The organism is Stenotrophomonas sp. S39, from assembly GCF_016624665.1.
Taxonomy (GTDB): Bacteria; Pseudomonadota; Gammaproteobacteria; order Xanthomonadales; family Xanthomonadaceae; genus Stenotrophomonas.
The window spans coordinates 16,502-41,170 of sequence record NZ_JACVTT010000038.1; the positions used below are offsets into that span (position 1 = coordinate 16,502).

Sequence of the window (24,669 nt, forward strand, 5' to 3'; positions counted from 1 at the left end):
TCAGGAGTCTTTGCATGCATCGGGCACGTCAGCATGCTGCCAGCCAGACCCGCGAACGGCGCCACCGCCTCGCCCACGAAGCCGCCCGCCTCATGGCCGAAAGCGGCATCCGCGACTACCACCAGGCCAAGTTGAAGGCCGCCAGCCGGCTCGGCATCCACGACGATGCCTCCCTGCCCCGCAACGTCGAGATCGAAGACGCCCTGCGCGAGTACCAGCGCCTGTTTTCCGGACCAGAGCACGGCAACGACCTGCAGCGCCGCCGCGAGGCTGCCGTGCGTGCCCTGGAATTCCTGCATGGGTTCGCCCCGCGCCTGGTCGGGCCGGTGCTGGACGGCACCGCCGATGCCAACAGCCCCGTGCAGCTGCACCTGCACAGCGATGATCCGGAAGCCGTGCACCGCTTCCTGGACGAGCACGGCATCCCCGCCGAATCGCGCGTGCGGCGGCTGCGCCTGGACCGCGAACGCAGCCTGGACGTACCGGTGTGGGTGTTCAGTGCAGAGGAGCTGACCTTCGACCTGGCCGTACTGCCCTACGACGCACTGCGCCAGGCACCGCTGTCACCGGTGGATGAGAAGCCGATGCGACGCGCCTCCATCGCCCAGTTGCGGCAGCTGCTGGCCGAAGCAGAGATCACCGCCTACATCGGCGGGGGCGCCCAGCAGCAGCGGTAAACACATCAGGCCGCCCTTCGGCGGCCTGATGTCCAGATCATTCGAACGCGCACTATCAGAAGAAGATCGCGTACAGGATCAACAGCGGAATCGGCACGCCCAACAGCCAGAGCAGGATCATTTTCATGTCAGGTCTCCTTGCATGGAATACGGGTTACAGGTCGCGGCGGCGGCCGCCCCAGGTGGCGCTGAGGCTGGCGAAGAACGCGCCGATCAGCAGGGTGATGAACAGCCACAGCGCGGCATACGCCGTTGCCTTGCGGGCATCGTCGGCCGCCTGCTTGGCGGTGTTCTTTGCCTTTTCCAGCGCAGCCCGCATGCGCGTCTGCACGTCGGTCACGCGCGCCTGGGCTTCGGCCGGACTCATGCCGGTTTCGCGTGCGATCAGCTGCGACACGTACTGGGTGTCGGCGGGATCCAGCCCGTCACCCTGCAGGCTGTTGATGATGATGCGGTTCACTTCGGCACGCACTTCGCGGCGGTCACCCATCGGCCCGTTGCCCGGCATCGGGCGCGGCGGCGGCGGCGCTGCGGCCGGGTCCATCGGTCCATTGCCGGCAGCGCCCGGTGCCTGCGGAGCCGGCGGCGCTGCGGCAGCCTCCGGGCCCGGCGGGGTAGCGCTGCGGAACAGCGAATCAACCCAGTAATTGAGATCACCGTCCGGCGCGGCGGCAGCAGCACTGCCGGCGCCCGCAGCGGCGACGCCTGCGGTGGACGCTGCGGCGCCAGCGGTGGCGCCCGCCACCTTTGCACCCGTGCCCAGCACCCCACCGATGGCCGAGGTCAGCAGGCCAGCCGTCAGCAGCGTGGCTACGGCCCAAGAGACAAAGCCGTGGGCGGTATCGCGGAAGTAGGTTTCATCGCCGTGGATCTGCGTCCACTTGGTACGCAGGCGGCCGGCCAGGTAGCCGCCCAGGCCGGAAGCGGCCAGCGCGGTGAAGGTGAGCCAGATGACGCTGGACCAACCGAAGGTTTCCTTGCTGACGCCTTCGAACGACCACGGCGACACCGAGGACAGGCCCAGCCCGACGCCGAGGATCAGCAGCACCAGGGACAGTGCGGCCGCCGCAGCGGCACCGGCGAAGATCGCACCCCACGACACCGCGCTTTCGCTGGGCGGTGCGACGATGGGTGCAGTGACGACGGTGGCGACGTCGGCGCCGAGCGGGCCGCGCTCGGGTGGGTCGAATCGGGTACTCATGGGGTGGACGCTCCGTATCGGGTGCTGCGGGTGCAGCGTGCGTCCTGAGGCTGCGCGTGCCGTTGTGAAGCTGGCGAGACCCTTGAATCACGCGGCCTTGGCGCGGGCGGGTCTACGCGAAAGGCGTGCCAACCAAGGTTGGCATCTACCAGGGCAAGAGCCGCCGGGCATGGCCCGGCGCTACCGGGGACGGTGCCGGCGCCGAGGGCATGCATGCGTGGATCGATGAGCGCGTCAGTAGATCCACGCCATGCGTGGATGGTTTTTCGCGAAGGCCCAAAGCGTGCCAACCAAGGTTGGCACCCACCATGCGCGGCGCAAAAAAAAACGCCCCGCGATGCGGGGCGTTCTCATCACGACTTACCGCGGGGATCAGCCCTGGTAATCGCGCACGTCTGCGCCGGTGTAGACCTGGCGCGGACGGCCGATCTTCATTTCCGGATCGACCTGCTGTTCCAGCCAATGCGACACCCAGCCGGAGGTACGGCCGAGGGCGAACATGACGGTGAACATTTCGGTCGGGATCTGCAGCGCCTTGTAGATGATGCCGCTGTAGAAATCGACGTTCGGGTACAGCTTGCGGGCGACGAAGTACTCGTCCTGCAGCGCGGCCTGTTCCAGCTTCACGGCCACGTCCAGCAGCGGATCCTGCACGCCCAGCTGCTTGAGCACCTTGCCGGTCATCTCACCGATGACCTTGGCGCGCGGGTCGAAGTTCTTGTACACGCGGTGGCCGAAGCCCATCAGGCGGAAGCCGGAGGTCTTGTCCTTGGCCTTGACCACGGCGGACTCGACGTTGTCGGCGGTGCCGATCTCTTCCAGCATCTTCAGCACGGCTTCGTTGGCACCGCCGTGGGCCGGACCCCACAGCGCGGTGACGCCAGCGGCGACCGAGGCATACGGGTTGGCACCGGTCGAACCGACCAGGCGCACGGTCGAGGTCGAGGCGTTCTGCTCGTGGTCGGCGTGCAGGATGAACAGCAGGTCCAGCGCCTTGACCACGTCCGGGTTCAGATCGTACTGGCCATCGGCCGACTCGAAGGTCTGCTTCAGGAAGCGGCTGACGTAATCCAGCGAGGTGTCCGGCTTGTTGGCCGGCAGGCCCTTGCCGTGGCGGTAGATCAGCGCCGACAGGGTCGGCACCTTGGCGATCAGGCGCACGGCGGCCTGGCGGCGCTGTTCGGCGTCGGACAGGTCCAGCGAGTCGTGGTAGATGGCCGACAGCTGCGCGATCGCGGCAGCCAGGATGGCCATCGGGTGGGCATCCTTGGCGAAGCTGCCGATCAGCGTGTTGATCGACTCATCGACGTTGGCTTCGGCGGTCAGCTCATCGGTGAAGGCCTTCAGCTGTTCGGCGCTCGGACGCTCGCCGTTGATCAGCAGGTACGCCACTTCGATGTAGCTGGACTTTTCCGACAGCTGTTCGATCGGGTAGCCGCGGTACAGCAGCACGCCCTTGTCGCCATCGATGTAGGTGATGGCGGACTTGCAGCTGGCCGTCGCGGTGAAGCCGGAATCGTAGGTGAAGAACCCCGTTTCCTTGGTCAGCTTCGCGATGTCGACGCAGTCGTTGCCGAGGGTGGGTTTGATGACGGGCAGAACGACCGACGTGTCGCCGGCGTTGAGCGTGACCTGATCAAGATCGGACACTGTGTGCGCTCCTTCATGGGAAGGCGCCTGCCCAAGCGCATTGGTCAGGCACGTGAATGACGTCCTCGGCCTGTGCCGGGGATCAGGTCATTATCGCACAGCAGCATTTGTCGGGTGCTAGACGGAAGTCGTAGACGACGGGCAGGAGGAACCCTGCCAGCAAGCGGCCTTGATGGGCAAAGATGCCATCCCCTGAACGGTCTGTTCCGCCATTCCAAACGCCCGTTGGGTGGGCGCCGGACAAAAACAAACGGCCGCGCAAAGCGCGGCCGTCGGTTCGAAGCTGGATCGACGGATCAGCGCGCGTAGCGCTTCTGGAACTTGTCGATACGGCCCGAGGTGTCGATCACCTTGTGCTTGCCCGTGTAGAACGGGTGCGAAGCCGAGGAAATTTCGACCTTGACCAGCGGGTATTCATTACCGTCGGTCCAGGTGGTGGTTTCCTTGGTCGCCATGGTGGAGCGGGTCAGGATCTTGAAATCGGAAGTGACGTCTTCGAAGACGACGTCGCGGTAGTTCGGATGGATATCGGCCTTCATGGGCTCACACCGTAAATGGGCTGGTGGTCAAGAGCGGCATTATAAACACCGGTTGCCTCGCGGAGCAACCGGTGTTTGCGCATCGGGCTCAGTTCGCGCCCAGCGCCTGCCGCACCAGGGCCTCGAAACGCGCCTGGTCGTAGGCCATCAACAGATCGCAGTTGTCCGGCTGGCCGGTCTGGCGGTTCCAGTCGACGATGGTGGCGCCGCGGCTGAACGTACCGTTCAGTTCCACGTTCAGCGGACGCGATTCCACCTGCAGCTGGCCTTCCGGGTTCAGCGCCCAGGCCATGGCGACCGCATCGGCGGTGTACCAGCGGCCACCCTTGGCGTCTTCGGACAGCGCGCGGGTCTTGCGCGAGATCAGCTCGTAGAAGCGGGCACGGTCGGTATCGGCCTGCAGCCACTGCTCCGCCTGCTCCAGCGGCAGGCCGTGGGCAACGGTGGCTTCCCAGTCCGAGACCAGCAGGTGCTTGAACGAGGTGAACACCACATGCGCGGCTTCCGGATCGAAGGCGATGTTGAATTCGGCGGCCGGGGTGATGTTGCCGTGGCAGGTGACCGCGCCGCCCATCACCACGATGCGCTTGATGCGCTGGGGCAGGGTCGGGTCCAGCTTCAGCGCCAGCGCGAGGTTGGTCAGCGGGCCGAGCATGACCAGCATCAGCTCGCCGGCATGCTGGTGCGACAGGCGCAGGATGGCCAGCGCGGCGTGCTCGGCCTCGGCCTGGCGGCTGGGCGGCGGCAGGTCCACGTCGCCATAGCCATCACGGCCGTGCACGTGGGCGGCGTCCATCGAGGGGTGGATCAGCGGATCGGGGCTGCCTGCGAACACCGGCACATCGGTGCGGCCGACGATGTCGCATAGCTTGAGGGCGTTGCGGACGGTGTAGTCGAGGCCGACATTGCCGGCGGCGATGGTCAGGGCGACCACGTCGTGCCGTTCATCGGCGAAGGCCATCAGCAGGGCCAGGGCGTCGTCCACACCGGGGTCGGTGTCGATCAACAGCGGGATCTTGTGGGTCATCGTTGCCGTCTTCAGATCGGCAACGAAGTGTGGACCGGGTTGATGACCGTTGCAAGTACAGGGGGGGAGGTGCGCAATTCTGCCTGCGATGGGATCCCCATCGCCCCCTCCCCGCTGCAGACACTGGACGCTTCATCCGGCAATGAATGCGGCTTGAACCCAGTCACGATCACCGCAGGCATTTCGGATTAGTTGCATGGCCGGGGCCGGGGCCGTTGCGCAGAGTGCCGTGGTTGCGTCCACAGCGGCCGCAGGTTGCGCAGCCGCCGATGCGAATCGGCCACTGGCCGGCGCTGGAAGCAGTCAAAGCGCCGGCCTCGCCGGCACCACCGGAGTGTCTTTCATGGAAACAACGGCGAGCCCGGAATGGCACCTGCGGAACCGACGAGTGCAGCCAGCACTGTGCACGGTGCTGGCAGCGCTGGTCCTGCTGTTGGCCGCGACAGTCCCGGCACGGGCTGGGCGCGAGCGTGCCCCCTCCCCTGCCACTGCGCCAGCGGCACCGCTGGTGGTGGGCATGCTGCGTGAGGGCTGGCCACCGTTCGAGAGCATCGACGACAGCGGCACGCCCCGCGGCGTGTCGGTCGGGATACTGGACTACGTCACACAGCGCACCGGCATGACGTGGACGCCGCGCTTCTATGAAACCTGGCCGGCGCTGTACCAGGCCGCCTGCCGAGGTGAAGTCGACCTGCTGCTGAGCGTGACGCCCAACGCAGAGCGTGCGGCCTGCCTGGTCTTCAGTCCTGCGTACTTCCAGGCTTTCCCGGTGGTGGTCACGCGCCGTGACCTGCCCGCCGTGGCCGATCTCTCCAGCCTTGCCGGCCGTCGCTTCGCAGTGGCACGCGAATACGCACTGTCTCCACTGCTCGCGCGCCGTTTTCCCTCATCGCCGCAGGTCATGGTGGATGGGCCCCGCGCTGCGTTGCGTGCAGTGGCCGAGGGGCGTGCCGATGCCTTTGTCACCAATCCGCATACCGCCCGCTTCATCATCGACGAACAGCATCTGGCCAACCTCAGGGTCGGCAGCCCGGTGGCGGTGCCGCTGGATACGCTGACCATCGCCGCACCGCACCGCAACGGCAAGCTGCTGGCGATGATGTCCGAGTTGATCGCCGGCATGCCGAGCCTGCAGAGGAACCAGTTGGCGCAACCTTGGCTTGCAGCACGCGCAGGTACCGATGCCAGAGGCCGGCTGCCGCTCAACAGCAGCGACCGCGCCTATCTTGACGGCCTGCCGCCGCTCCGGGTGGCCTACCTTGAGCAGCGCCCCCCGATCAGCTTCAGTGACTCGTTCGGCAATGCCAACGGTTACGCGCCGACGATGATGCGGCGCGTGGCCGAGGTACTGGGACTGCAGGTGGAGTTTGTCCCGTTCGCGTCGGCGGCGGCGATGAGGCAGAAGGCCGAGAGCGGGCAGTTCGATGCCATCGTTGGCTTGGCGCGTGGCAGCGATGTCGGCCGCGGGTATGTGCCGACCGTGCCCTATTCCTCGTTCCCGATCATGTTGGCCACCCGCGCCGACGCCAGCCCGATCGCGTCGCCCAGCGAGATGAAGGGGCGCACGGTGCTGGTATCGGAAACATTGGCGCCAGCGACGATCAGCTTCCTGGACATGGCCGGCGTGGATACCCGCACAGCCAGCGATGCAGGCGAGGCCATGCAGCAGGTTCGCCGCGGTGAAGCGGCCGCCTACCTGGACAACCTGATGGTGGTGGACCGTTTGCTGCAACGCGAGTTCTACGGCGAAATGAAGATCGCCGGAGCCCCCCGCAACCGCGATGAGCTGGTGATCCAGGTCGCGCGTGGGCAGCCGCGGCTGCGCATGCTGCTGGATTCGGCGCTGGCGTCGATTCCTGCCGCCCAGCAGGAGCGCCTGCGCAGCCAGTGGACAACACTGGCACCGTATCAGGAACTGTCCTGGCGGCTGGTGTGGAGCCGCTATGGCAGCATCCTGATTGCGCTGGCGCTGGGCGTGGTGCCGATTCTGATCTGGCAGCTCCGGCTGCAGCGCGAGGTCCGTCGGCGCAAGGCACTGCAGTCACTGTTGGCGCAGCGGTCCGCGTTCCAGCAACTGCTGATCGACAGCTCACCGCACCCGATGGCCGCAGTAAACCCGGAGGGTCACGTCGTCGCCAGCAACATGGCCTACCGCGAATCGTTCGCGACCGATGCCTTGGCCGGACCGTTCGTGCATCTGGCGGCCGGGGACAGCGAAGATATCCGTGGACGCGAACTGCTGTATGCCGAGGCCGATCAGCGTGATCGGGTGGGCATGTACTGGCAATTGGAGCTCAACGGAACCGCCGGCTTCCACGGCCGCGTCGCCACCCTGGTGGATGTGACGCCACTGCGTGCGGCTGAACGCCGCGCCAAGCAGGCCCAGCTGCGATTGGCGGACTTCACCGACAATCTGCCCGGCACGCTGTACCAGTACGCCATCGATGCTGATGGCAGCACCGCTTTCCAGTATGTCTTCGGTTCGCCACGCGAGCTGTTCGGCGTGGGCGCCGAGGACATCGTCGCCAATGAGGCGCTGGCGGTCCGCGCGGTGCATCCACAGGATCGGGCGCCACTGCGCGCGGCCATCGTTGACGCCAGCCGCGAGCTCCGTCCGCTGTCGATCGAGTTCCGTACCTGTGTGGGTGACACGGTGCGCTGGGTACGCAGCCATGCGGTTCCCTCGCAGCAGGCAGGCCGCGCGGTGATGTGGAACGGCTACTGGATCGACGTGACCGATGAACGCGAGCGCCGCCAGCAGCTTTCGGCCGCCACGCGCGCCGCCGAAGAGGCCGCGCTGGCAAAAGGCCGCTTCCTGGCGGTGATGAGCCACGAGATCAAGACCCCCCTGGGTGGCGTGGTGGGCCTGGTCGATGTGATCGCCCAGACCGCCCTGAGCCACGATCAGCGGCATCTGGTCGAGCTGCTGAAGGAGGCATCGGACAGGCTCGCCGGCACCATCGATGGCGTCCTCGATTTCAGCCGTCTCGATGAAGCGGCAGTCGCCATCGCCGCCGTTCCGACCCGGCTGCGGGAAGTGCTGGAATCGACCGTTGCAGCGATGCTGCCGCTGATACCGGCCGGCGTAGGCATCGCCATCGAGATCTCTGCCACGGTGGCCGAAGCGCATACCGTGGATCCCGCGCGGCTGCGACAGATCTTCGCCAACCTGCTCAGCAATGCGGCCAAGTTCACCCACGCGGGCAGCATCACCGTGACGCTGGGCGCGGGGTCGGTCGCCGAAGGCAGACAGCGGCTGCAACTGCAGGTAGCCGATACCGGTATCGGCATGGACGCAGCAACCGTGGCATCGCTGTTTGCGCCTTTCACGCAGGCTGCTGGCACACACGACCGTTATGGTGGCACCGGCCTGGGCCTGGCGATCTCGCAGCGCATCGCGCATCTGATGGGTGCGGCTATCGAAGTGCGGAGCGAGCCTGGCAAGGGCAGCTGCTTCACGCTTCATTTCGATGCCGATACGGCTACGCTGCCGGCCGTGCCACTGCGCTTCAAGGGCCTGCGCATTGCCGTGGCGGCTGCCACGGCTGAACCTCTGGCACGCATCCTGGAAGACGAGGGTGCGCGCAGGACCCACCAGGGCCCCGTCGATCTGCAACTGGGCGACGATCCCCTGCGCGCAGGCGTACCGCAGCTGGAGCCGGTGCAGCGGCCGATCGTGGGTGGCTACCAGCGTAGCGGGCGCCGGGCGCAGGTCAGCGTGGCACCCCTGCTGCGCCGCGCGGTGGTCGCAGCAGCAGAAGCGGTACTGGATGAGGCTGCCGATACAGCACTGCCGCCGTCGGCGGAATCATCGCCGGTGCAGGCCGCCCATCGCCGCTGCGCGCTGCTGGTGGATGACACTGCCATCAACCGCCACGTGCTGGCCCTGCAGCTGGACGTGCTCGGCTATCGCTGCCGGATCGCGGCCGATGGCAGCCTTGCGCTGGATCAGCTTCGCCAGGGCGGCATCGACGTGGTCATCACCGACTGCCGGATGGCACCGATGTCAGGCTACGAATGGGTACGCCGCTTCCGTGCCAGCGATATCGCAGGCGCGCAGGATCTGCCGATCCTGGGGCTCTCCGCCGCCAGGGACGATGGCCGGTGGCGCGAAGCCGGCATGAATGCTTTCCTGGAACGCCCCTTCGCGCTGCCGCAGCTGCGCGCCGTGCTGCGCCAGCTGGATCCAGTGCCGGAGAGCCCCCTCCCGGACAGCGCCGGGGGCACCTGCGGGCCACTGCAGCCACTGGGCAATGGGGCGGCGCTGGACGACCTGCGACGGCGGATACGTGAAGCGGCAGCAAGTGCACTGGCCGATGTAAAGCAGTTGCAGTTCGCCGATGCCGGCGACCGCCTGGCGGACTGGGCCCATGCCACCCTCGGTGCACTGGTACTGCTGGGCCATAACGATCTGACCCGATGGATGGCGGACTCGGAAGAGAGCCTGCGCACGACGCCTACCCTGGCGACGCTGGCCGAGTTCGCCGATCTGTTGTCCGAGCTGGAGCAATGGAACCAGCAGGAAGACCTTGGCTAGCAGCACCCACCCATCCGCGCACCCGATCCAGCCACATCATGCCGAGGCGTAGCGCACGGCGGTGCCGATCCAGCGGTTGACCACGCGGTCGGCCAATGCCGGTTGCTGGTCCAGCAGGCGCTCGGCCAGCTCGTGCACGCCCGGCAGCAGGCCGGCGTCGCGGGCCAGGTCGGCAATGCGGAAACCCGCAAGGCCGGTCTGGCGGGTGCCCAGCAGTTCGCCGGGGCCGCGCAGTTCCAGATCCTTCTCGGCGATGACGAAGCCATCGTTGGTTTCGCGCATGGTTTGCAGGCGCTCGCGTGCCATCTGCGAAAGCGGTGCCTGGTACAGCAGCACGCAGCGTGACACCGCCGAGCCACGGCCGACACGGCCGCGCAGCTGGTGCAGCTGGGCCAGGCCCAGGCGCTCGGCGTTCTCGATCACCATCAACGAAGCGTTGGGCACATCCACACCCACTTCGATGACCGTGGTCGCGACCAGCAGGTCGATCTCGCCGGCCTTGAACGCGACCATCGTCGCCAGCTTCTCCGCCGCCTTCAGGCGGCCGTGCACCAGGCCCACGCGCACGCCGGGCAGCAGCGCCTGCAGCGATTCGTAGGTGGCCTGCGCCGGCGTGGCATCCAGCTCTTCGCTTTCCTCGATGAGCGTGCACACCCAGTACACCTGCCGCCCTTCCTGGCAGGCCAGGGCGATGCGCTCGATCAGTTCCGGGCGGCGATCGTTGTTGAGGGCCACGGTCTGCACCGGCGTACGTCCCGGCGGCAGTTCGTCGATGGCCGATACATCCAGGTCGGCGTACTCGGACATCGCCAGCGTGCGCGGAATGGGCGTGGCGGTCATGACCAGCTGGTGCGGCACACTGTTGGCGCCCGCCCCCTTGTCTCGCAGCGCCAGGCGCTGGTGGACGCCGAAGCGGTGCTGCTCATCGACGATGGCCAATGCCAGATCCTGGAACACCACCGCGTCCTGCATCAGCGCATGGGTACCGACCACGACCTGCGCTTCGCCATTGGCGACCTGCTCGATCACTTTCGCGCGCGCCTTGCCGGTGACCTTGCCGGCCAGCCAGCAGACGCGCACGCCGAGCGGTTCCAGCCAGCCGCGCAGGTTGTTGAGGTGCTGTTCGGCCAGCAGTTCGGTGGGCGCAGCCAACGCCACCTGCTTGCCCTGCTCCACCGCCAGCATGGCGGCCAGCGCGGCGACCACGGTCTTGCCGGAACCGACGTCGCCCTGCACCAGCCGCAGCATCGGGCTGGGGCGTGCGAGGTCGTCGCGGATCTGCTTGAACACGCGCGCCTGCGCACCGGTCAGGGCGAACGGCAGTTGCTTCAGCAGGGCCTTGGCCAGTTTGCCCGGGCCAGCCAGCGGCGGCGCATGGTGCGCCTGCAACGCGATGCGCTGGCGGCGCAGGCTGAGGTGGTGGGCCAGCAGTTCTTCCATCGCCAGGCGGCGCTGCGCCGGATGGGTGCCGGCCGCCAGCGCAGCCAGGTCAGCATCCGGCGGCGGCCGGTGCACGGTCAGCAGCGCACTGCGCAGCGAGGGCAGGCCCAGGCCGTCCAGCCAACCGGCAGGCAGCAGTTCCAGCGTGCTTTCCTCGGGCAGGCGGTCCAGGGCCTGGCCGATCAGCTTGCGCATGGTCATCGGGCCGACGCCTTCCACGGTGGGATACACCGGGTCGAGGCGATCGCCGAGTTCGGGGTCGTCGTTGCGGCCCAGCACCTGGTAGCTGGGGTGGACGATTTCCAGGCCGAGGTGGCCCGGCTTGGGCGTGCCGAAGCAGCGCAGCCGGTTGCCCACCGCGAACTGGCCGACCTGCTGCTGGCGGAAGTGGAAGAAGCGCAGCACCAGGGTGCCCTGCCCTTCGTCTTCCACCGCGACCTTCAGCATCGGCCGGTACCGCATGCCGCGTTCGACCGCGGTGACCCGCACTTCCACCTGCGCCGGAACGCCCGGACGCAGTTCTTCAATGCGGGTCAGCCGGGTGCGGTCTTCATAGCGCAGCGGCAGGTGCAGCCACAGATCCTGCAGGGTGGCCAGGCCACGCGCCTGCAGTTTGGCGGCCACGGCCGGGCCCACGCCGGCAAGCATCGCCAGGGATGCTTCGCCGGACGGTGACAGTGCCGGGGTGACCGCCGCCTTGCGTGCCACGGGTGGGTCAGTCGATGACCATCACCGCGTCGACCTCGAAGTTGGCACCCTTGGGCAGGCCGGAAACTTCGATGGTGGAACGGGCCGGGAACGGGGCCTGGAAGTAGTCCTGCATGACGGCGTTGACCTTGGCGAATTCGGCCAGGTCGGTCAGGTACAAGCCCAGGCGCACGACCTTGTCCAGCGAACCGCCAGCGGCTTCGGCCACGGCCTTGAGGTTGTCGAAGGCGCGGCGGGCCTGCGCTTCGACGTCACCGGCGCCGACGATGTCGCCGGTGGCCGGGTCCAGCGGAATCTGGCCGGAGAAGTACACGGTGTTGCCGGCGCGCACGGCCTGCGAGTACGGGCCGATGGCGGCCGGGGCCTTTTCGGTGTTGATGATCTGGCGGGACATGGTCGCTCCGGTGCGTTGGGGGAAAACAGAGCGGTGATTGTAGCAACCCGGTAGTGCCGGCCGCTGGCCGGCAACCTCGCAACGCAGCAGGTCCACGCGATTGCCGGCCAGCGGCCGGCACTACCAGGCGCGCATTACTGGCGGCGTACCGATTGCACCACCGACAGGCGGCGCAGGCGGCGCATGACTTCGGCCAGGTGGTTGCGGTCGCGCACCTGGATGTTGAACGCCAGCACGGCGGCGTTGAAGTCGCGGTCCAGGTAATCCACGCGTTCGATGTTGGAATGGCTCTGCGCGATGGCCGCGGCCAGCTGCGCCAGCACGCCGGTGCCGTTCTCCACTTCCACCACCAGCGCGGTGTCGTAGTCGCCGGACACCGTGGTGTCCCAGCCGATCGGCACCCAGCGCTCGGGCGACTTGCGCAGCTCGGCCAGGTTCGGGCAGTCCATGCGGTGCACCACGATACCCTTGCCGGCGGTGTGGTAACCCATGATCTCGTCGCCGGGAATCGGCTGGCAGCAGCCGGCGAAGGTGACCACGCCACGCTCGCTGCCGTTGATGAGGATCTTTTCCTGCGAGTGGTGCCGCGAATGCGGGCCGCCGCGCAGTTCCGCATAGGCCATCAGCGCCTGCGCGGCCTGCGTCGGCATCCAGTTGCCCAGCGCCACTTCGGCCAGCAGGGCCTCCAGGCGCGGGAAACGGTGTTCGGCCAGGAACGCATCCAGGCGCCCCTTGGGCAGGCGTTCCAGCGAGGAATCCATCGCTTCCAGCGCGCGGTCCAGCATGCGGTGGCCGAGCTGCACGGCGTCTTCGTGTTCCAGCTGCTTGAGCTGGTGGCGGATGGCGGTGCGCGCCTTGCTGGTGACCACGAATTCCAGCCACTGCGGCTTGGGCGTGGCCGAACGCGCGGTGATGATTTCCACCGATTGCCCGGACACCAGCTTGGTGCGCAGCGGCACCAGCTTCTTGTCCACGCGCGAGGCCACCGCCATGTTGCCGACGTCGGTGTGCACGGCGTAGGCGAAATCCAGCGCGGTGGAATTGCGCGGCAGGGCCAGGATCTTGCCCTTCGGGGTGAACAGGTAGACCTCGTCCGGGAACAGGTCGACCTTCACGTTGTCGAGGAATTCCAGCGAGGAACCGGCGGCGCGCTGCGAATCGATCAGCTCGACGATCCAGGCGTGGGCACGGCTCTGCGCGCTGTTGGGCGAATCGCCACCGAACTTGTAGGTCCAGTGCGCGGCCACGCCGCGTTCGGCGATCAGGTCCATTTCCTCGGTGCGGATCTGCACTTCGATGGGCGAACCGTAGGGCCCGAACAGCACGGTGTGCAGCGACTGGTAACCGTTGGCCTTGGGAATGGCGATGAAATCGCGGAAACGGCCATCCAGCGGCTTGAACGTGGCATGCACCGAACCCAGCGCGTGGTAGCAGCTGGGCACGCTGCGCACGACCAGGCGGAAGCCGAACACGTCCATCACCTGGTCGAAGGATTTGTTCTCGTCGCGCATCTTGTTGTAGATGCTCCAAGGGGTCTTGATGCGGCTGACCAGGCGGTGCTCGATGCCCTCTTTCGCCAGCCGCTGTGACAGCTGCACTTCCACCTGCGCCATCGCCTCGCGGCGTACCACCGGCTGGCTGCGGATGTGTTTTTCGATGATGGCGTGGCGCCACGGGTACAGCGCCTTGAAGCCGAGGTTCTGCAGCTCGCTCTTGACCAGGCTCATGCCCAGGCGCTGGGCGATGGGCGCATAGATCTCAAGCGTTTCGCGGGCGATGCGGCCGCGCGCTTCGCGGCTCTGCGCGCCCAGCGTGCGCATGTTGTGCAGGCGGTCGGCCAGTTTGATCATGATCACGCGCAGGTCGCGCGACATGGCCAGCAGCATCTTGCGGAAGCTCTCGGCGGCCGCTTCCTGGCGGTCGCGGAACTTCAGCTTGTCCAGCTTGGTCACGCCGTCGACCAGCTCGGCCACGGCTTCGCCGAACTCCGAGGCCAGCTCCTCGCGGGTCAGCGGGGTGTCTTCGATGGTGTCGTGCAGGATCGCGGCGATCAGCGCTTCCACGTCCAGGCCGAGCTCGGCCAGGACCTGGGCCACGGCCACCGGATGGGTGATGTAGGGCTCGCCCGACTTGCGCGTCTGCCCAGCGTGCGCCGACGCACCGACTTCCCAGGCACGGCGCAGCAGCGGCAGCTGTTCCGGCGGCAGGTAATGGGCGGCGCGTTCGAGCTGGAGGACGTAATCAGGTACGGCCGCGGCGGTGGGCGCGGCTACCTTGGCAGTGGGGCCTGGGTTCATGCCAGAAGCCTATGCCAGCGCGCCGATTACGGCAAACCCTGAATGCGAAACAGCCCGCACGGGGCGGGCTGTTCAGCGGTCAAGCAACGGCATTGATCGATGCGATCAATCGTCGTTCTTGGACATGTCTTCGTCGGCGACCACTTCAGCGGCGGCCCACTCCAGCGCTTCGCGCTCGGCACGCTCGCGCTCGGCCTTCTCGACTTCGTCGATCAGCGCGTTGTCGATCTTGCGGGCGGCGATTTCGCGCAGTGCCAACACGGTCGGCTTGTCTTCGGTGTCGTTGTCCAGGGTGGCCTGCACGCCGTTGGCAAGCTGGCGGGCACGCTTGGAGGCCATCATGACCAGCTCGAAACGGTTGTTAACGACTTCCAGGCAATCTTCTACGGTGATGCGGGCCATACGGGCTCCCGGCGACCGGTCGGCCGCTCAGTCGAATGAGGGAAAGGGGACGGAGTGTACTGGCAGGGGCTGGACAAAATCAAGCCAACCCCCACCCGATTCTTTTGGAATCAGTCAGTTGCGCCCGTATCCGGGGTCAGCAGGGCCTGGATGAGGCCGGCGTGGCGGACCTTCTGGGCCTCCCGGCGCAGGCGGCTGGCGGTGAAGATGGCGCACAGCTCGTCCACGGCGGTGTCGAACACCTCGTTGACGATGACGTAGTCGAACTCGTTGAAGTGCAGCATTTCATCGCGGGCGGCGCCCAGGCGCTGGGCGATGACCGCCTCGCTGTCCTGGCCGCGCTTGCGCATGCGGTCCTGCAGTGCCTGCTTGGACGGCGGCAGGATGAACACCGTCACCGTGCCCGGCACCAGCTGGCGCACCTGCTGGGCGCCCTGCCAGTCGATTTCCAGCAGCACGTCCTGGCCGGCGGCCAGCTGCGGTTCCACCGACTGCCGGGCCGTGCCCTTCCAGTCGCCGTGCACCCAGGCATGCTCGAAGAAATCGCCGTCGGCGATCATTTCCTCGAACGTCTCGGCGCTGACGAAGTGGTAGTGCTCGCCGTTCACCTCACCCGGGCGCATGGCGCGCGAGGTGAAGGAAATGGACAGGGCGATCTGCGGGTCACGCGCCAGGGTGGCGTTGACGATGCTGCTCTTGCCGGCACCCGAGGGGGCGGCAACGATGTACAGCGTACCGCGCGCAACGGCGGCCGACGGAGTGGACGGAGCGCTCATGCGCGGAACCCAAGTTGTTGATTTCGCAAAATTTATCCTCGATGTTCCAGAACCGGCGCGGAGGATCGCGCCAGCACGGCGGGAGCTGCGCGGAACATCCTGGAACCAGGCCCGGCAGATGGCTCCCCGGGGTGCGGGCACGCAACTTTAGCAGAGCGGGCCGGGATGGCTGATCCCACCGCCGCAAGAACTCCCCCCTCAGCGGGGCCGGTTTATCCTCGCCGCGGCAAACCCCGGAACCGAGCCGCACAAGACCGCCTCGACTTCATCCAGCCCCAGGCCGGCAGCAAGCGCTTCCAGCACCAGACACTCGCCCATGTATCCGGTGAGCCCGGCATTGTCGACCAGGCTGCACCAGACCAGCCGGTCAACAGGGCTCAAGCCGCGCTGCTGGTCGAGCCGGGAAGCATAGACAGCGTGCCACCGACGTCGCCCTGTCCTGTCCTGCTGGCTCCAATAGCAGCGCGCCGCGTCGACCGCCGCGCGTTGATCGGCATCCAGGCGGTCCCCCAGCCGGTCGCAGAAGGCCATGGCCAGCGTCGCCGTGGCGCGTGCGTCGTTTTCCAGCCCGGCGACGTCCAGAACCTCATCCAGCAGGTCCACGGTGGCGCGCATCGCCAGATGGGGATCGTTCGCGTCGTCCATGCGTACCCGCCTCCAGCAAACCCAATGAAGAAGGGCGCCCGAAGGCGCCCCGCTGCACATCATTCGATGTTCTGCACCTGCTCGCGGATCTGATCGATCAGCACCTTCAGCTCGACCGCGGCATTGGACGTGCGGCTGTCCACCGACTTCGACCCCAGCGTGTTGGCTTCGCGGTTGAACTCCTGCAGCAGGAAGTCCAGGCGGCGGCCCACCGGCTCGCGCTGCTTGAGCACGCGGCGGATCTCGACGATGTGGCTGCCCAGGCGGTCCAGCTCCTCATCCACATCCAGCTTCTGCAGCCACATCACCAGTTCCTGCTCGGCACGGCCGGGGTCGACCGGGTGCGGCAGATCGGCCAGGCGGGCGGCCAGCTTGGCGCGCTGTCCGTCGCGAATGGCCGGAATCAGCGTGCGCACATCATTGGCGATGCGCTCGATGCCATCCACGCGCTCGGCAATGGCGGCGGCCAGCTTGTCGCCCTCGCGCTCACGGGCGGCGACGAAGCCGTCCAGCGCCTGGTCCAACAGGGACAGGGCTTCGGCCTGCAGGGCGGCGGCGTCGGTGGCCTCGCCCTGGGTCACGCCCGGCAACTGCAGCAGCTCGGTGAAGCTGACCTGCAGGTTGGGGAAATCGGAGGTCAGCCGGTGCGCCAACTGGCCCAGCTGGCCCAGCAGCGCCTCGTTCACCTGCAGGCTGGCGGCACCTTCCGGCGCACGCAGGCGCATGACCAGGTCCAGCTTGCCGCGACTCAGGCGGGCGGCGATGCGCTCGCGCAGCTGCGGTTCCAGCGCACGCAGTTCCTCGGGCAGGCGGGTGCCCACTTCCAGGAACCGGTGGTTGACCGAGCGCAGCTCGCAGCCCAGCGTGCCCCACGGGGTGACGCGCTCGCCGCCGGCATAGGCGGTCATGCTTCGAATCATGGAATGTGTCCGGTGCGTGCAAAGGGGGAATGGTACCCTAGCGCCCTCACCTGAGCCCCCCTGCCCGCCCCCTCAAGGTCGCGGGCATGGCGGCGTACTCCCTTGCCCTTACGGAACCCGCACCATGTCCGATTCCCGCCCCAGCGGCCGCCAGCCCGACCAGCTCCGCCCGGTCGTCATCCAACGCGGCTTCACCCGCCATGCCGAGGGTTCGGTGCTGGTCTGCTTCGGTGAAACCCGCGTGCTGTGCACCGCCAGCGTGGAAAACCGCGTGCCGGGCTTCCTGCGTGGCAAGGGCGAAGGCTGGGTGACCGCCGAGTACGGCATGCTGCCGCGCGCCACCCACACCCGCAGCGACCGTGAAGCGGCGCGTGGCAAGCAGGGCGGCCGCACCCTGGAAATCCAGCGCCTGATCGGCCGCAGCCTGCGTGCCTGCGTCGACCGCAACGCGCTGGGCGAACGCACCATCACCCTGGACTGCGACGTGCTGCAGGCCGACGGTGGCACCCGCACCGCCGCCATCACCGGCGCCTACGTGGCCCTGGTCGATGCGGTGAACGTGCTGATGAAGCGTGGCGACATCAAGCGCAACCCGATTTTGGGCGCGGTGGCGGCGGTGTCGGTGGGCGTGTACCGCGGCACCCCGGTGCTGGACCTGGACTACGCCGAAGACAGCGACTGCGACACCGACATGAACGTGGTGATGAACGACGGTGGCGGCTTCATCGAGCTGCAGGGCACTGCCGAAGGCCACGCCTTCCGTCGCGATGAACTGGATGCGCTGCTGGGCCTGGCCGAAAAGGGCGTGGGCGAGCTGCTGGCCGCACAGCAGGCGGCGCTGTCGGCATGAACCGCCGCATCGCCCTGACCACCCTGGTGGTGGCCGACTACGACGAAGCCATTGCCTGGTACACCGGCAAGCTCGGCTTCGCCCTGTTGGACGACATCGACCAGGGCAGCAAGCGCTGGGTGGTGGTCGGGCCGACCGATGGCAGCGCTGCCGCCCTGCTGCTGGCCCGCGCCAGCAACGAGGAACAGCGCAGCCGCATCGGCAACCAGACCGGTGGCCGCGTCGGCTTCTTCCTCAACACCGATGACTTCCACCGCGACCACGCGGCAATGGTCGCCGCCGGCGTCGAATTCCTGGAAGCGCCGCGCGAAGAGCCCTATGCCACCGTCGCGGTGTTCCGCGATCTGTACGGCAACACCTGGGACCTGTTGGAGCCCCGCTGATGAAGACGCTCGTGCTTGCCAGCCACAACGCCGGCAAACTGGTGGAAATGCAGGAGATCCTCGCCGACCTGCCGCTGCAGATCACCTCGGCCGCCGAACTGGGCCTGGGGGACGTGGAGGAGACCGGGCTGACCTTCGTCGAGAACGCGCTGCTGAAGGCACGCGCGGCCTGCGAGGCGACCGGCCTGCCGGCACTGGCCGATGATTCGGGCCTGATCGTCGATGCCCTCGGCGGTGCGCCCGGCCTGTACAGCGCGCGCTACGCCGGCCACCCGACCAATGCCGCCGCCAACAACGCCAAGCTGCTGGAAGCGATGGCCGATGTTCCCGATGGCCAGCGCAGTGCCCGCTTCTATGCGGTCATCGTGCTGCTGCGCCATGCCACCGACCCGCAGCCGCTGATCTGCGAAGGCCGCTGGGAAGGGCAGATCATCCGCGAACTGCGCGGCACGAACGGCTTCGGCTACAACCCGGTGTTCCTCGATACCACCCACGGCCTGACCGCTGCGGAAATGGAACCGGCGTTGAAGAATGCCATCAGCCACCGCGCCACCGCCCTGCAGCAGCTCAAGCAGCAGCTGGCCACCTGGCTCTGATGCCGTCCTGATTACCCAAGGGAAGCCGGCCAGCGGCCGGCACTACCGATGAAGCCCATGCCGCACGACCACGACCACTGCAACCACCTGCCCGGCGAAGCTTGTTCGGCCGACCACGCGCACGACACCGCGCCGCGCCTGGTACCGCCGCCGCTGTCGCTGTACGTGCACCTGCCGTGGTGCGTGCGCAAGTGCCCGTACTGCGATTTCAACTCGCACCAGGCCAAGGGTGAGCTGCCGTTCGAGGCCTACATCGACGCCCTGCTGCGTGACCTCGACCAGGACCTGCCGCTGGTCTGGGGCCGGGTGGTGCACAGCGTGTTCTTCGGTGGCGGCACGCCCAGCCTGTTCCCGCCGGAAGCCATCGACCGCTTCCTGCAGCAGGCCAGCGCGCGCCTGCGCTTTGCGCCCAATGCCGAGATCACCCTGGAAACCAACCCGGGTACCGCCGAGCACGGCCGCTTCGACCGCTACCGCGCGGCCGGCGTGAACCGCCTCAGCTTCGGTATCCAGAGTTTCGACGATGCCGCGCTGAAGCGCCTGGGCCGCATCCACGACAGCGGCGAAGCCGAGCGCGCGGTGAAGATGGCGCAGGACGCCGGCTACGACAATTTCAACATCGACCTGATGTACGCCCTGCCGGAACAGACCCTGGCCGGTGCCGAGGCCGACCTGGAACGCGCCTTCGCGCTGCAGCCGGCACACATCTCGCACTACCAGCTGACCCTGGAACCGAACACCGTGTTCTTCGCGCGGCCGCCGCAGGGCATCCCCGACGAGGACCATGCCTGGGACATGCAGGAACACTGCCAGGCGCTGCTGGCGCAGGCCGGTTTTGGCCAGTACGAAGTGAGCGCCTATGCCCGCCCCGGCCGGCAGAGCGCGCACAACCTGAACTACTGGCGCTTCGGCGATTACCTGGGCATCGGCGCCGGCGCGCACGGCAAGATCAGCTCCGGTGCCGAGGAACACGTGCTGCGGCGCTGGAAGCTCAAGCACCCGCAGGCCTACATGGACAGCGCCGGCAGCCCGGCCTCGTTCGGTGGCGACGACGTGATCGCGGCCGACCGCCTGCCCTTCGAGTACATGCTGAACCTGCTGCGCCTGCATGAAGGCTTCGGCCTGCGCGATTTCGAGTCGCGCACCGGCCTGCCGCGCAGCGTGCTGGATGCGCCGCTGGCCGAGGCCGTGCAGCGCGGCTGGCTGACCGTGGCCGATGGCCATGTGCAGCCCACCGAGCTGGGCCGCCGCTTCACCAATGATGTGGTGAGCCTGTTCCTGGAGGATTGAGCCTCCTGCGTCGCACCCGCCGGGCACGACCCGGCCGCTGGCCGGCCTTCGCTGCGTTTGAACGGGTGCCCACCGCAGAAAGTCCTCAAGTAGCGCCCGCGGCTGCCGACACGGTAGATTCCCATGTCGATCCGCGGGAATCCCGGAACTGCTCCCGATGTCTGCCGCTTTCCCTTTTGCCACCCCTGACAGCGCGCGCCTGGCCGCCGCAGACCTTCCCCCCCGCGTGCGCGAGCTGCTGGGTGAACTGCTGGTGCTGTGCCGGCATGTGCTGACCGCCCCGCTGATCCTCACCGTGGAAGCGGCCGAACAGGCGTTGCTGCACGATGCCGACCACGCCCGCAACCCGCAGATGCAGGCCGAGCTGCTGGCCCAGCGTGGCCAGCTGCATGCGTTCGCCGGCACCTTCTGCGAGCGCATGCTCGATGCGCTGGCCGACAGCCTGGTGCAGCTGCGCGCGCCGCAGGACATCGCGCCGCCGGCAGCACCCGCCCGCCCGCCGGGCCTGCTGGGGCTGTCGCTGGTGGATGACCACGAAGTGGACCGCAACCTGGTGCTGACCGAGATGGTGCGCCGGGAGAACCAGCGTTCGGGCAATGCGCTGAACCTGCTGGGCCAGCGCCTTGCGGTGCTGGCCGCCGCCCCCGCGTTCGACAACGACACCCTGCCACTGGCACCGCAGGCGCTGTGCGCCCTGGTGCGGCGCCTGGCCGAACAGGATGGCCTGAGCGCGGAACTGCAGCTGGCGCTCTACCGCAGCTTCGAACGCCAGCTGCTGGAACGCCTCGGCGACGTCCTGGAGCGCTCCAACACCCTGCTGGCGCAGCACGGCGTGCTGCCCGGCCTGGTCTACACCCCGTACCTGGCACGGTCGTCCAGCACCCGCCGGATCATCACCCAGTCCGTCGGCGGCGGTCGCGCGACGCAGCCCGCGCCGCGCTCGGCCGAACCGCTGACCGGCTGGAGCGGCTCGGGCCGCGCCGGTTCGTGGTCGGCGCTGATGCAGAACGCCTTCGCCGATGCCACGCCGCCGGGAGCGCCCAACCCGGAACTGACCACGCCACCGGCCAACCTGCTGCACGACCTGCTGCAACAGGCGCGGCATGCCGCACCGATGGCCATCGAACCGCCCTCGGTGCCCAGCGGGCTGGTGGATGCGGTGCTGGCGCGCCTGCAGGCACAGGCCGGTGCCGCCACCAGCATCACCGACCTGCAGACCGCGGTGACCGCGCAGCTGCGCAGCGAGCACGGTGCGCAGGCCCAGCTGGCCAGCCATGACCGCGACCACCTGGACCTGCTGCGCCTGTTGCTGCAGCAGGTGCAGCAGCAACAGCGCCCCGACCCCGTGCCGGCCGCCCTGCTGGCCCGCCTGCAGGTGCCGCTGGCACGCGCGGCGATGGCCGACCCCGCCTTCTTCGTGCGCGACGAACACCCCGCACGCGAACTGCTCAACACCATCGCCGAAGCCGGTGCCAACTGGCTGGGCGATGACGATGTGGACCCGCAGCTGATGCAGCGGCTGGCGCAGAGCGTGCAGGGCCTGCTGGGCCAGGACGCACGCACGCCGGAGGCATTTGCGGCGGCCAACGAGGAAATCCAGCAGCACCAGCGCGCCGCCGCGCATCGGGCCGAGCTGGCCGAACGCCGCCATGTGGAAGCAGCACGGGGCAAGGAGCGGTTGGCCCTGGCCCGCCGCGAAGCCAGCGCGCAGATCGACCAGCAGTGCCAGGCACAGGAACCGCCACGCTTCGTGCAGACCCTGCTGCGCGAGGCCTGGGCCGACGCGCTGACCCTGACCCGGCTGCGCCATGGCGATGACTCGGCGCAGTGGCAGGAACGCCTGCAGCAGACCGAACGCATTGCCGCCGTCACCGCCGCGCCGGCCGAGGCCGACAGCGTGCCCGACGCGCCGCTGGCCGCGGAAGTGGAAGCGGCCCTGCTGCAGGTCGGCTACCACCCCGAGGAAGCTTCGGCGGTCGCCCGTCGCCTGGCTACGCCCGGCGGCGAAGACGAGCACACCTCACGCACCGAGCTGAGCGCGCGCCTGAAGGCACGTGCACGCCTGGGCGAGCATGCGGCGCCCCATACCGGCGCCCACGCCGCCGCACCGCGCACGGCGGCCGAACAGGCCAGCCATGACCAGCTGACCAGCCTGCCCTTCGGCAGCTGGTTCGACCTGGCCGACGAGGACGGCAGCGTGCGCCGCCAGCGCCTGTCCTGGTACAGCCTGCTGACCGGCCACGTGCTGTTCGTCAATCCGCGCGGGCAGAAGAGCAGCGAAACCGACCTGGATACGCTGGCCCGGCAGATGGCCGCTGGCCGGGCGCAACTGGTCACCGAAGAAAAAGGCCGCCTGGTCGACCGCGCGTGGCAGGCCAGCCTGTCGGCCCTGCGCGCGTTGGCCGGTCGTCGCCGCCAGGAGCCTGATGCATGAGCCAGCTACCGCCGCAGGACACCCGCCGCGCACCGCGCCGCCAGGTGTCCGACCTGGTCCCGGTCACCGACCAGATGCGCGACAGCGTGGTAGGCCGGCTGGGCAATGTGTCCGAAACCGGCATGCTGATGCTGGCCAGCCAGCCGCTGCGTGACGACGCGCTGTACCAGCTGCGCTTCCCGCTGCCGCTGGGCGACGGCCGCAGCGCAGCCATCGATGTGGGCGTGCACCTGCTGTGGAGCGAGCCGGCGCATGCCCCGGGCCAGAGCTGGGCCGGGTTCCGCTTCCTGACCCTGTCGCGCGAACATCGGCATCTGCTGCGCGCCTGGATCGGCGAGGACAGCGACGAGGCGCCGGTTTCGACAGGCTGAGTGCCGGTTCCTGCACAGCGGTTTTCTGCGGTATGCGGCAGAATCTAGGGCCGTTTTCCGTGTCGAGCCACCGCAATGATCCAGCAAGACCCTGGCGCCCTGTATTCCGACCACCTGGCCGTGCTGTGCCGACGCGCCGAACAGGCGCTGGCACGCGGCGGCTTCGACCACCTGGTGGTGCCCAGCGGCACCCTGCACTACCAGGTATTCGACGATCGTGACTACCCGTACGCGGTGAACCCGCAGTTCAAGGCGTGGCTGCCGCTCACCCGCGTGCCCAACAGCTGGGTGGTGTTCACCCCGGGCAAGCGCCCGGCGGTGATCTTCCACCAGCCGTTCGACTACTGGCACGTGGTGCCGGACGCGCCCAGCGGCTGGTGGGTGGAGCACTTCGACATCCACATCATCCGCAAGCCGGAAGACGCGCTGGCCCTGCTGCCGGCCGATCCGGCGCGCTGCGCGATCCTGGGCGAGCCGCAGAGCACGCTGGGTGCCTACGTGCCGAACAACCCGGCGCCGGTGGTGAATTACCTGGAATGGCACCGCGCCTACAAGACGCCGTATGAAATCGCACTGATGCGCCAGGCGCAGGTGCTGGGCGTACGCGGCCATCGTGCTGCCGAAGCCGCGTTCCGCAATGGTGCCGATGAGTTCAACATCCACATGGCCTACTGCCAGGCCGTGGGCCAGGATGCCAATGAACTGCCGTACGGCAACATCGTCGCGCTGAACGAACACGCTGCGGTGCTGCACTACACCGAGCTGGGCCGCAAGGCGCCGCAGCCGCTGCGCAGCTTCCTGATCGATGCCGGCGCCAGCGCGCATGGCTACGCCAGCGACATCACCCGCACCTATGCGGCCAAGGGCCACGACGAGTTTGCGGCGATGATCGACGCGGTGGACGCCGCCCAGCAGCAGATGTGCGCGGCGGTGCGTGCCGGCTTCGATTACAAGCAGCTGCACGTGGACGCGCATCTTTCGCTGATGGGCGTGCTGAAGGATTTCGGCGTCATCAAGGTATCGCCGCAGACCGCGCTGGAGACCGGCGTCAGCGCCGCGTTCTTCCCGCACGGCATCGGCCACCTGATCGGCCTGCAGGTGCACGACGTGGCCGGTTTCGCGGCCAGTGAAGAAGGCGGCCGCATCGAGCGCCCGGCCGGCCACCCCTACCTGCGCCTGACCCGCGTGCTGGAACCGGGCATGGTGGTGACGATCGAGCCGGGCCTGTACTTCATCGACATGCTGCTGGACGAAGTGAAGGCCGCTGGCCATGGCGATGCGATCAACTGGGACCGCGTGGATTTCTTCCGCCCGTACGGCGGCATCCGCATCGAGGACGAGGTGCTGTGCACCGAGGGCGAAGCGGACAACCTGACGCGCCCGGAGTTTGCTGCAGCCAACGGCTGAGCCCCTCGTGGTTGGGCGATGAATTCCAAATGCCTCGCTTGGCGGGGCGGGATGGGTTCGCGGGGGACGCCGTGAACCCATCCATGGGGGCTTGGCCGCGGCATCCATGCCGCGGACACCCCCGC

The 24,669-nt window shown here is 68.0% G+C and carries 20 protein-coding genes; 9 read left to right on the forward strand and 11 right to left on the reverse strand.

The window, feature by feature from the left end:
* The first annotated feature begins 14 nt into the window (after window positions 1-14).
* Window positions 15-677, forward strand: coding sequence for a hypothetical protein (locus tag IAE41_RS11565; protein ID WP_200733221.1), 663 nt, complete (start codon window positions 15-17; stop codon window positions 675-677).
* A gap of 154 nt (window positions 678-831) precedes the next feature.
* Here IAE41_RS11565 and IAE41_RS11570 read toward each other — a convergent pair whose 3' ends face one another.
* From IAE41_RS11570 to IAE41_RS11585, 4 genes are all read right to left on the reverse strand, one after another.
* A complete protein-coding gene (locus IAE41_RS11570; protein ID WP_200733222.1) occupies window positions 832-1,878 on the reverse strand; it encodes a hypothetical protein in 1,047 nt (348 codons plus the stop codon).
* A 372-nt stretch (window positions 1,879-2,250) separates the two neighbouring features.
* On the reverse strand, window positions 2,251-3,528 hold the full coding sequence (locus IAE41_RS11575; RefSeq protein ID WP_200733223.1) for a citrate synthase: 1,278 nt from the start codon (window positions 3,526-3,528) through the stop codon (window positions 2,251-2,253).
* Window positions 3,529-3,824: 296 nt separating this feature from the next.
* Window positions 3,825-4,067 (reverse strand): type B 50S ribosomal protein L31, encoded by a 243-nt coding sequence (locus tag IAE41_RS11580; protein ID WP_079223041.1) that lies wholly within the window; start codon window positions 4,065-4,067, stop codon window positions 3,825-3,827.
* 88 nt (window positions 4,068-4,155) lie between these two features.
* Window positions 4,156-5,094, reverse strand: a complete 939-nt coding sequence (locus IAE41_RS11585; protein WP_200733224.1) for a nucleoside hydrolase — start codon at window positions 5,092-5,094, stop codon at window positions 4,156-4,158.
* Between the two features lie 388 nt (window positions 5,095-5,482).
* Here IAE41_RS11585 and IAE41_RS11590 point away from each other — a divergent pair, with 388 nt between their 5' ends.
* The gene (locus tag IAE41_RS11590) at window positions 5,483-9,631 is read left to right on the forward strand and encodes a transporter substrate-binding domain-containing protein (protein ID WP_200733225.1); all 4,149 of its coding nucleotides are present in this window, start codon (window positions 5,483-5,485) and stop codon (window positions 9,629-9,631) included.
* Window positions 9,632-9,667: 36 nt separating this feature from the next.
* Here IAE41_RS11590 and recG read toward each other — a convergent pair whose 3' ends face one another.
* The 7 genes from recG to IAE41_RS11625 all read right to left on the reverse strand — a co-directional run bounded on the left by recG (window position 9,668) and on the right by IAE41_RS11625 (window position 17,213).
* Window positions 9,668-11,779: an ATP-dependent DNA helicase RecG gene (recG, locus tag IAE41_RS11595; RefSeq protein WP_200733226.1), complete on the reverse strand. Its 2,112-nt coding sequence runs from the start codon at window positions 11,777-11,779 to the stop codon at window positions 9,668-9,670.
* Between the two features lie 7 nt (window positions 11,780-11,786).
* Window positions 11,787-12,173, reverse strand: a complete 387-nt coding sequence (locus IAE41_RS11600; RefSeq protein ID WP_046987316.1) for a RidA family protein — start codon at window positions 12,171-12,173, stop codon at window positions 11,787-11,789.
* 134 nt (window positions 12,174-12,307) lie between these two features.
* Window positions 12,308-14,470 carry a bifunctional (p)ppGpp synthetase/guanosine-3',5'-bis(diphosphate) 3'-pyrophosphohydrolase gene (locus IAE41_RS11605; protein ID WP_079223044.1) on the reverse strand — a complete coding sequence of 721 codons (2,163 nt, stop codon included), beginning with the start codon at window positions 14,468-14,470 and terminating at the stop codon, window positions 12,308-12,310.
* Between the two features lie 105 nt (window positions 14,471-14,575).
* Window positions 14,576-14,872 carry a DNA-directed RNA polymerase subunit omega gene (rpoZ, locus tag IAE41_RS11610; protein WP_079223054.1) on the reverse strand — a complete coding sequence of 99 codons (297 nt, stop codon included), beginning with the start codon at window positions 14,870-14,872 and terminating at the stop codon, window positions 14,576-14,578.
* Window positions 14,873-14,982: 110 nt separating this feature from the next.
* Window positions 14,983-15,648, reverse strand: coding sequence for a guanylate kinase (gmk, locus tag IAE41_RS11615; RefSeq protein ID WP_108747289.1), 666 nt, complete (start codon window positions 15,646-15,648; stop codon window positions 14,983-14,985).
* A gap of 198 nt (window positions 15,649-15,846) precedes the next feature.
* Entirely contained in the window at window positions 15,847-16,293 is a 447-nt protein-coding gene (locus IAE41_RS11620) for a hypothetical protein (RefSeq protein WP_200733227.1), read from the reverse strand.
* Window positions 16,294-16,352: 59 nt separating this feature from the next.
* Window positions 16,353-17,213 carry a YicC/YloC family endoribonuclease gene (locus tag IAE41_RS11625; protein WP_108769871.1) on the reverse strand — a complete coding sequence of 287 codons (861 nt, stop codon included), beginning with the start codon at window positions 17,211-17,213 and terminating at the stop codon, window positions 16,353-16,355.
* Between the two features lie 124 nt (window positions 17,214-17,337).
* Here IAE41_RS11625 and rph point away from each other — a divergent pair, with 124 nt between their 5' ends.
* From rph to pepQ, 7 genes are all read left to right on the forward strand, one after another.
* The gene (gene rph / locus IAE41_RS11630) at window positions 17,338-18,063 is read left to right on the forward strand and encodes a ribonuclease PH (protein WP_005410889.1); all 726 of its coding nucleotides are present in this window, start codon (window positions 17,338-17,340) and stop codon (window positions 18,061-18,063) included.
* A complete protein-coding gene (locus IAE41_RS11635; RefSeq protein WP_200733228.1) occupies window positions 18,060-18,446 on the forward strand; it encodes a VOC family protein in 387 nt (128 codons plus the stop codon). Before rph ends, IAE41_RS11635 begins: the two co-directional genes overlap by 4 nt.
* Complete coding sequence (gene rdgB, locus IAE41_RS11640; protein WP_200733229.1) at window positions 18,446-19,042, forward strand: RdgB/HAM1 family non-canonical purine NTP pyrophosphatase; 597 nt, start codon at window positions 18,446-18,448, stop codon at window positions 19,040-19,042. Before IAE41_RS11635 ends, rdgB begins: the two co-directional genes overlap by 1 nt.
* 57 nt (window positions 19,043-19,099) lie before the next feature.
* Window positions 19,100-20,332: a radical SAM family heme chaperone HemW gene (hemW, locus tag IAE41_RS11645; RefSeq protein WP_234458448.1), complete on the forward strand. Its 1,233-nt coding sequence runs from the start codon at window positions 19,100-19,102 to the stop codon at window positions 20,330-20,332.
* Window positions 20,333-20,489: 157 nt separating this feature from the next.
* Window positions 20,490-22,766, forward strand: coding sequence for a DUF1631 family protein (locus IAE41_RS11650; RefSeq protein WP_200733230.1), 2,277 nt, complete (start codon window positions 20,490-20,492; stop codon window positions 22,764-22,766).
* Complete coding sequence (locus IAE41_RS11655; protein ID WP_108747295.1) at window positions 22,763-23,137, forward strand: PilZ domain-containing protein; 375 nt, start codon at window positions 22,763-22,765, stop codon at window positions 23,135-23,137. The genes IAE41_RS11650 and IAE41_RS11655 overlap by 4 nt, the downstream gene beginning before the upstream one ends.
* A gap of 75 nt (window positions 23,138-23,212) precedes the next feature.
* Entirely contained in the window at window positions 23,213-24,544 is a 1,332-nt protein-coding gene (gene pepQ, locus IAE41_RS11660; protein WP_200733231.1) for a Xaa-Pro dipeptidase, read from the forward strand.
* The last annotated feature ends 125 nt before the right edge of the window (window positions 24,545-24,669 follow it).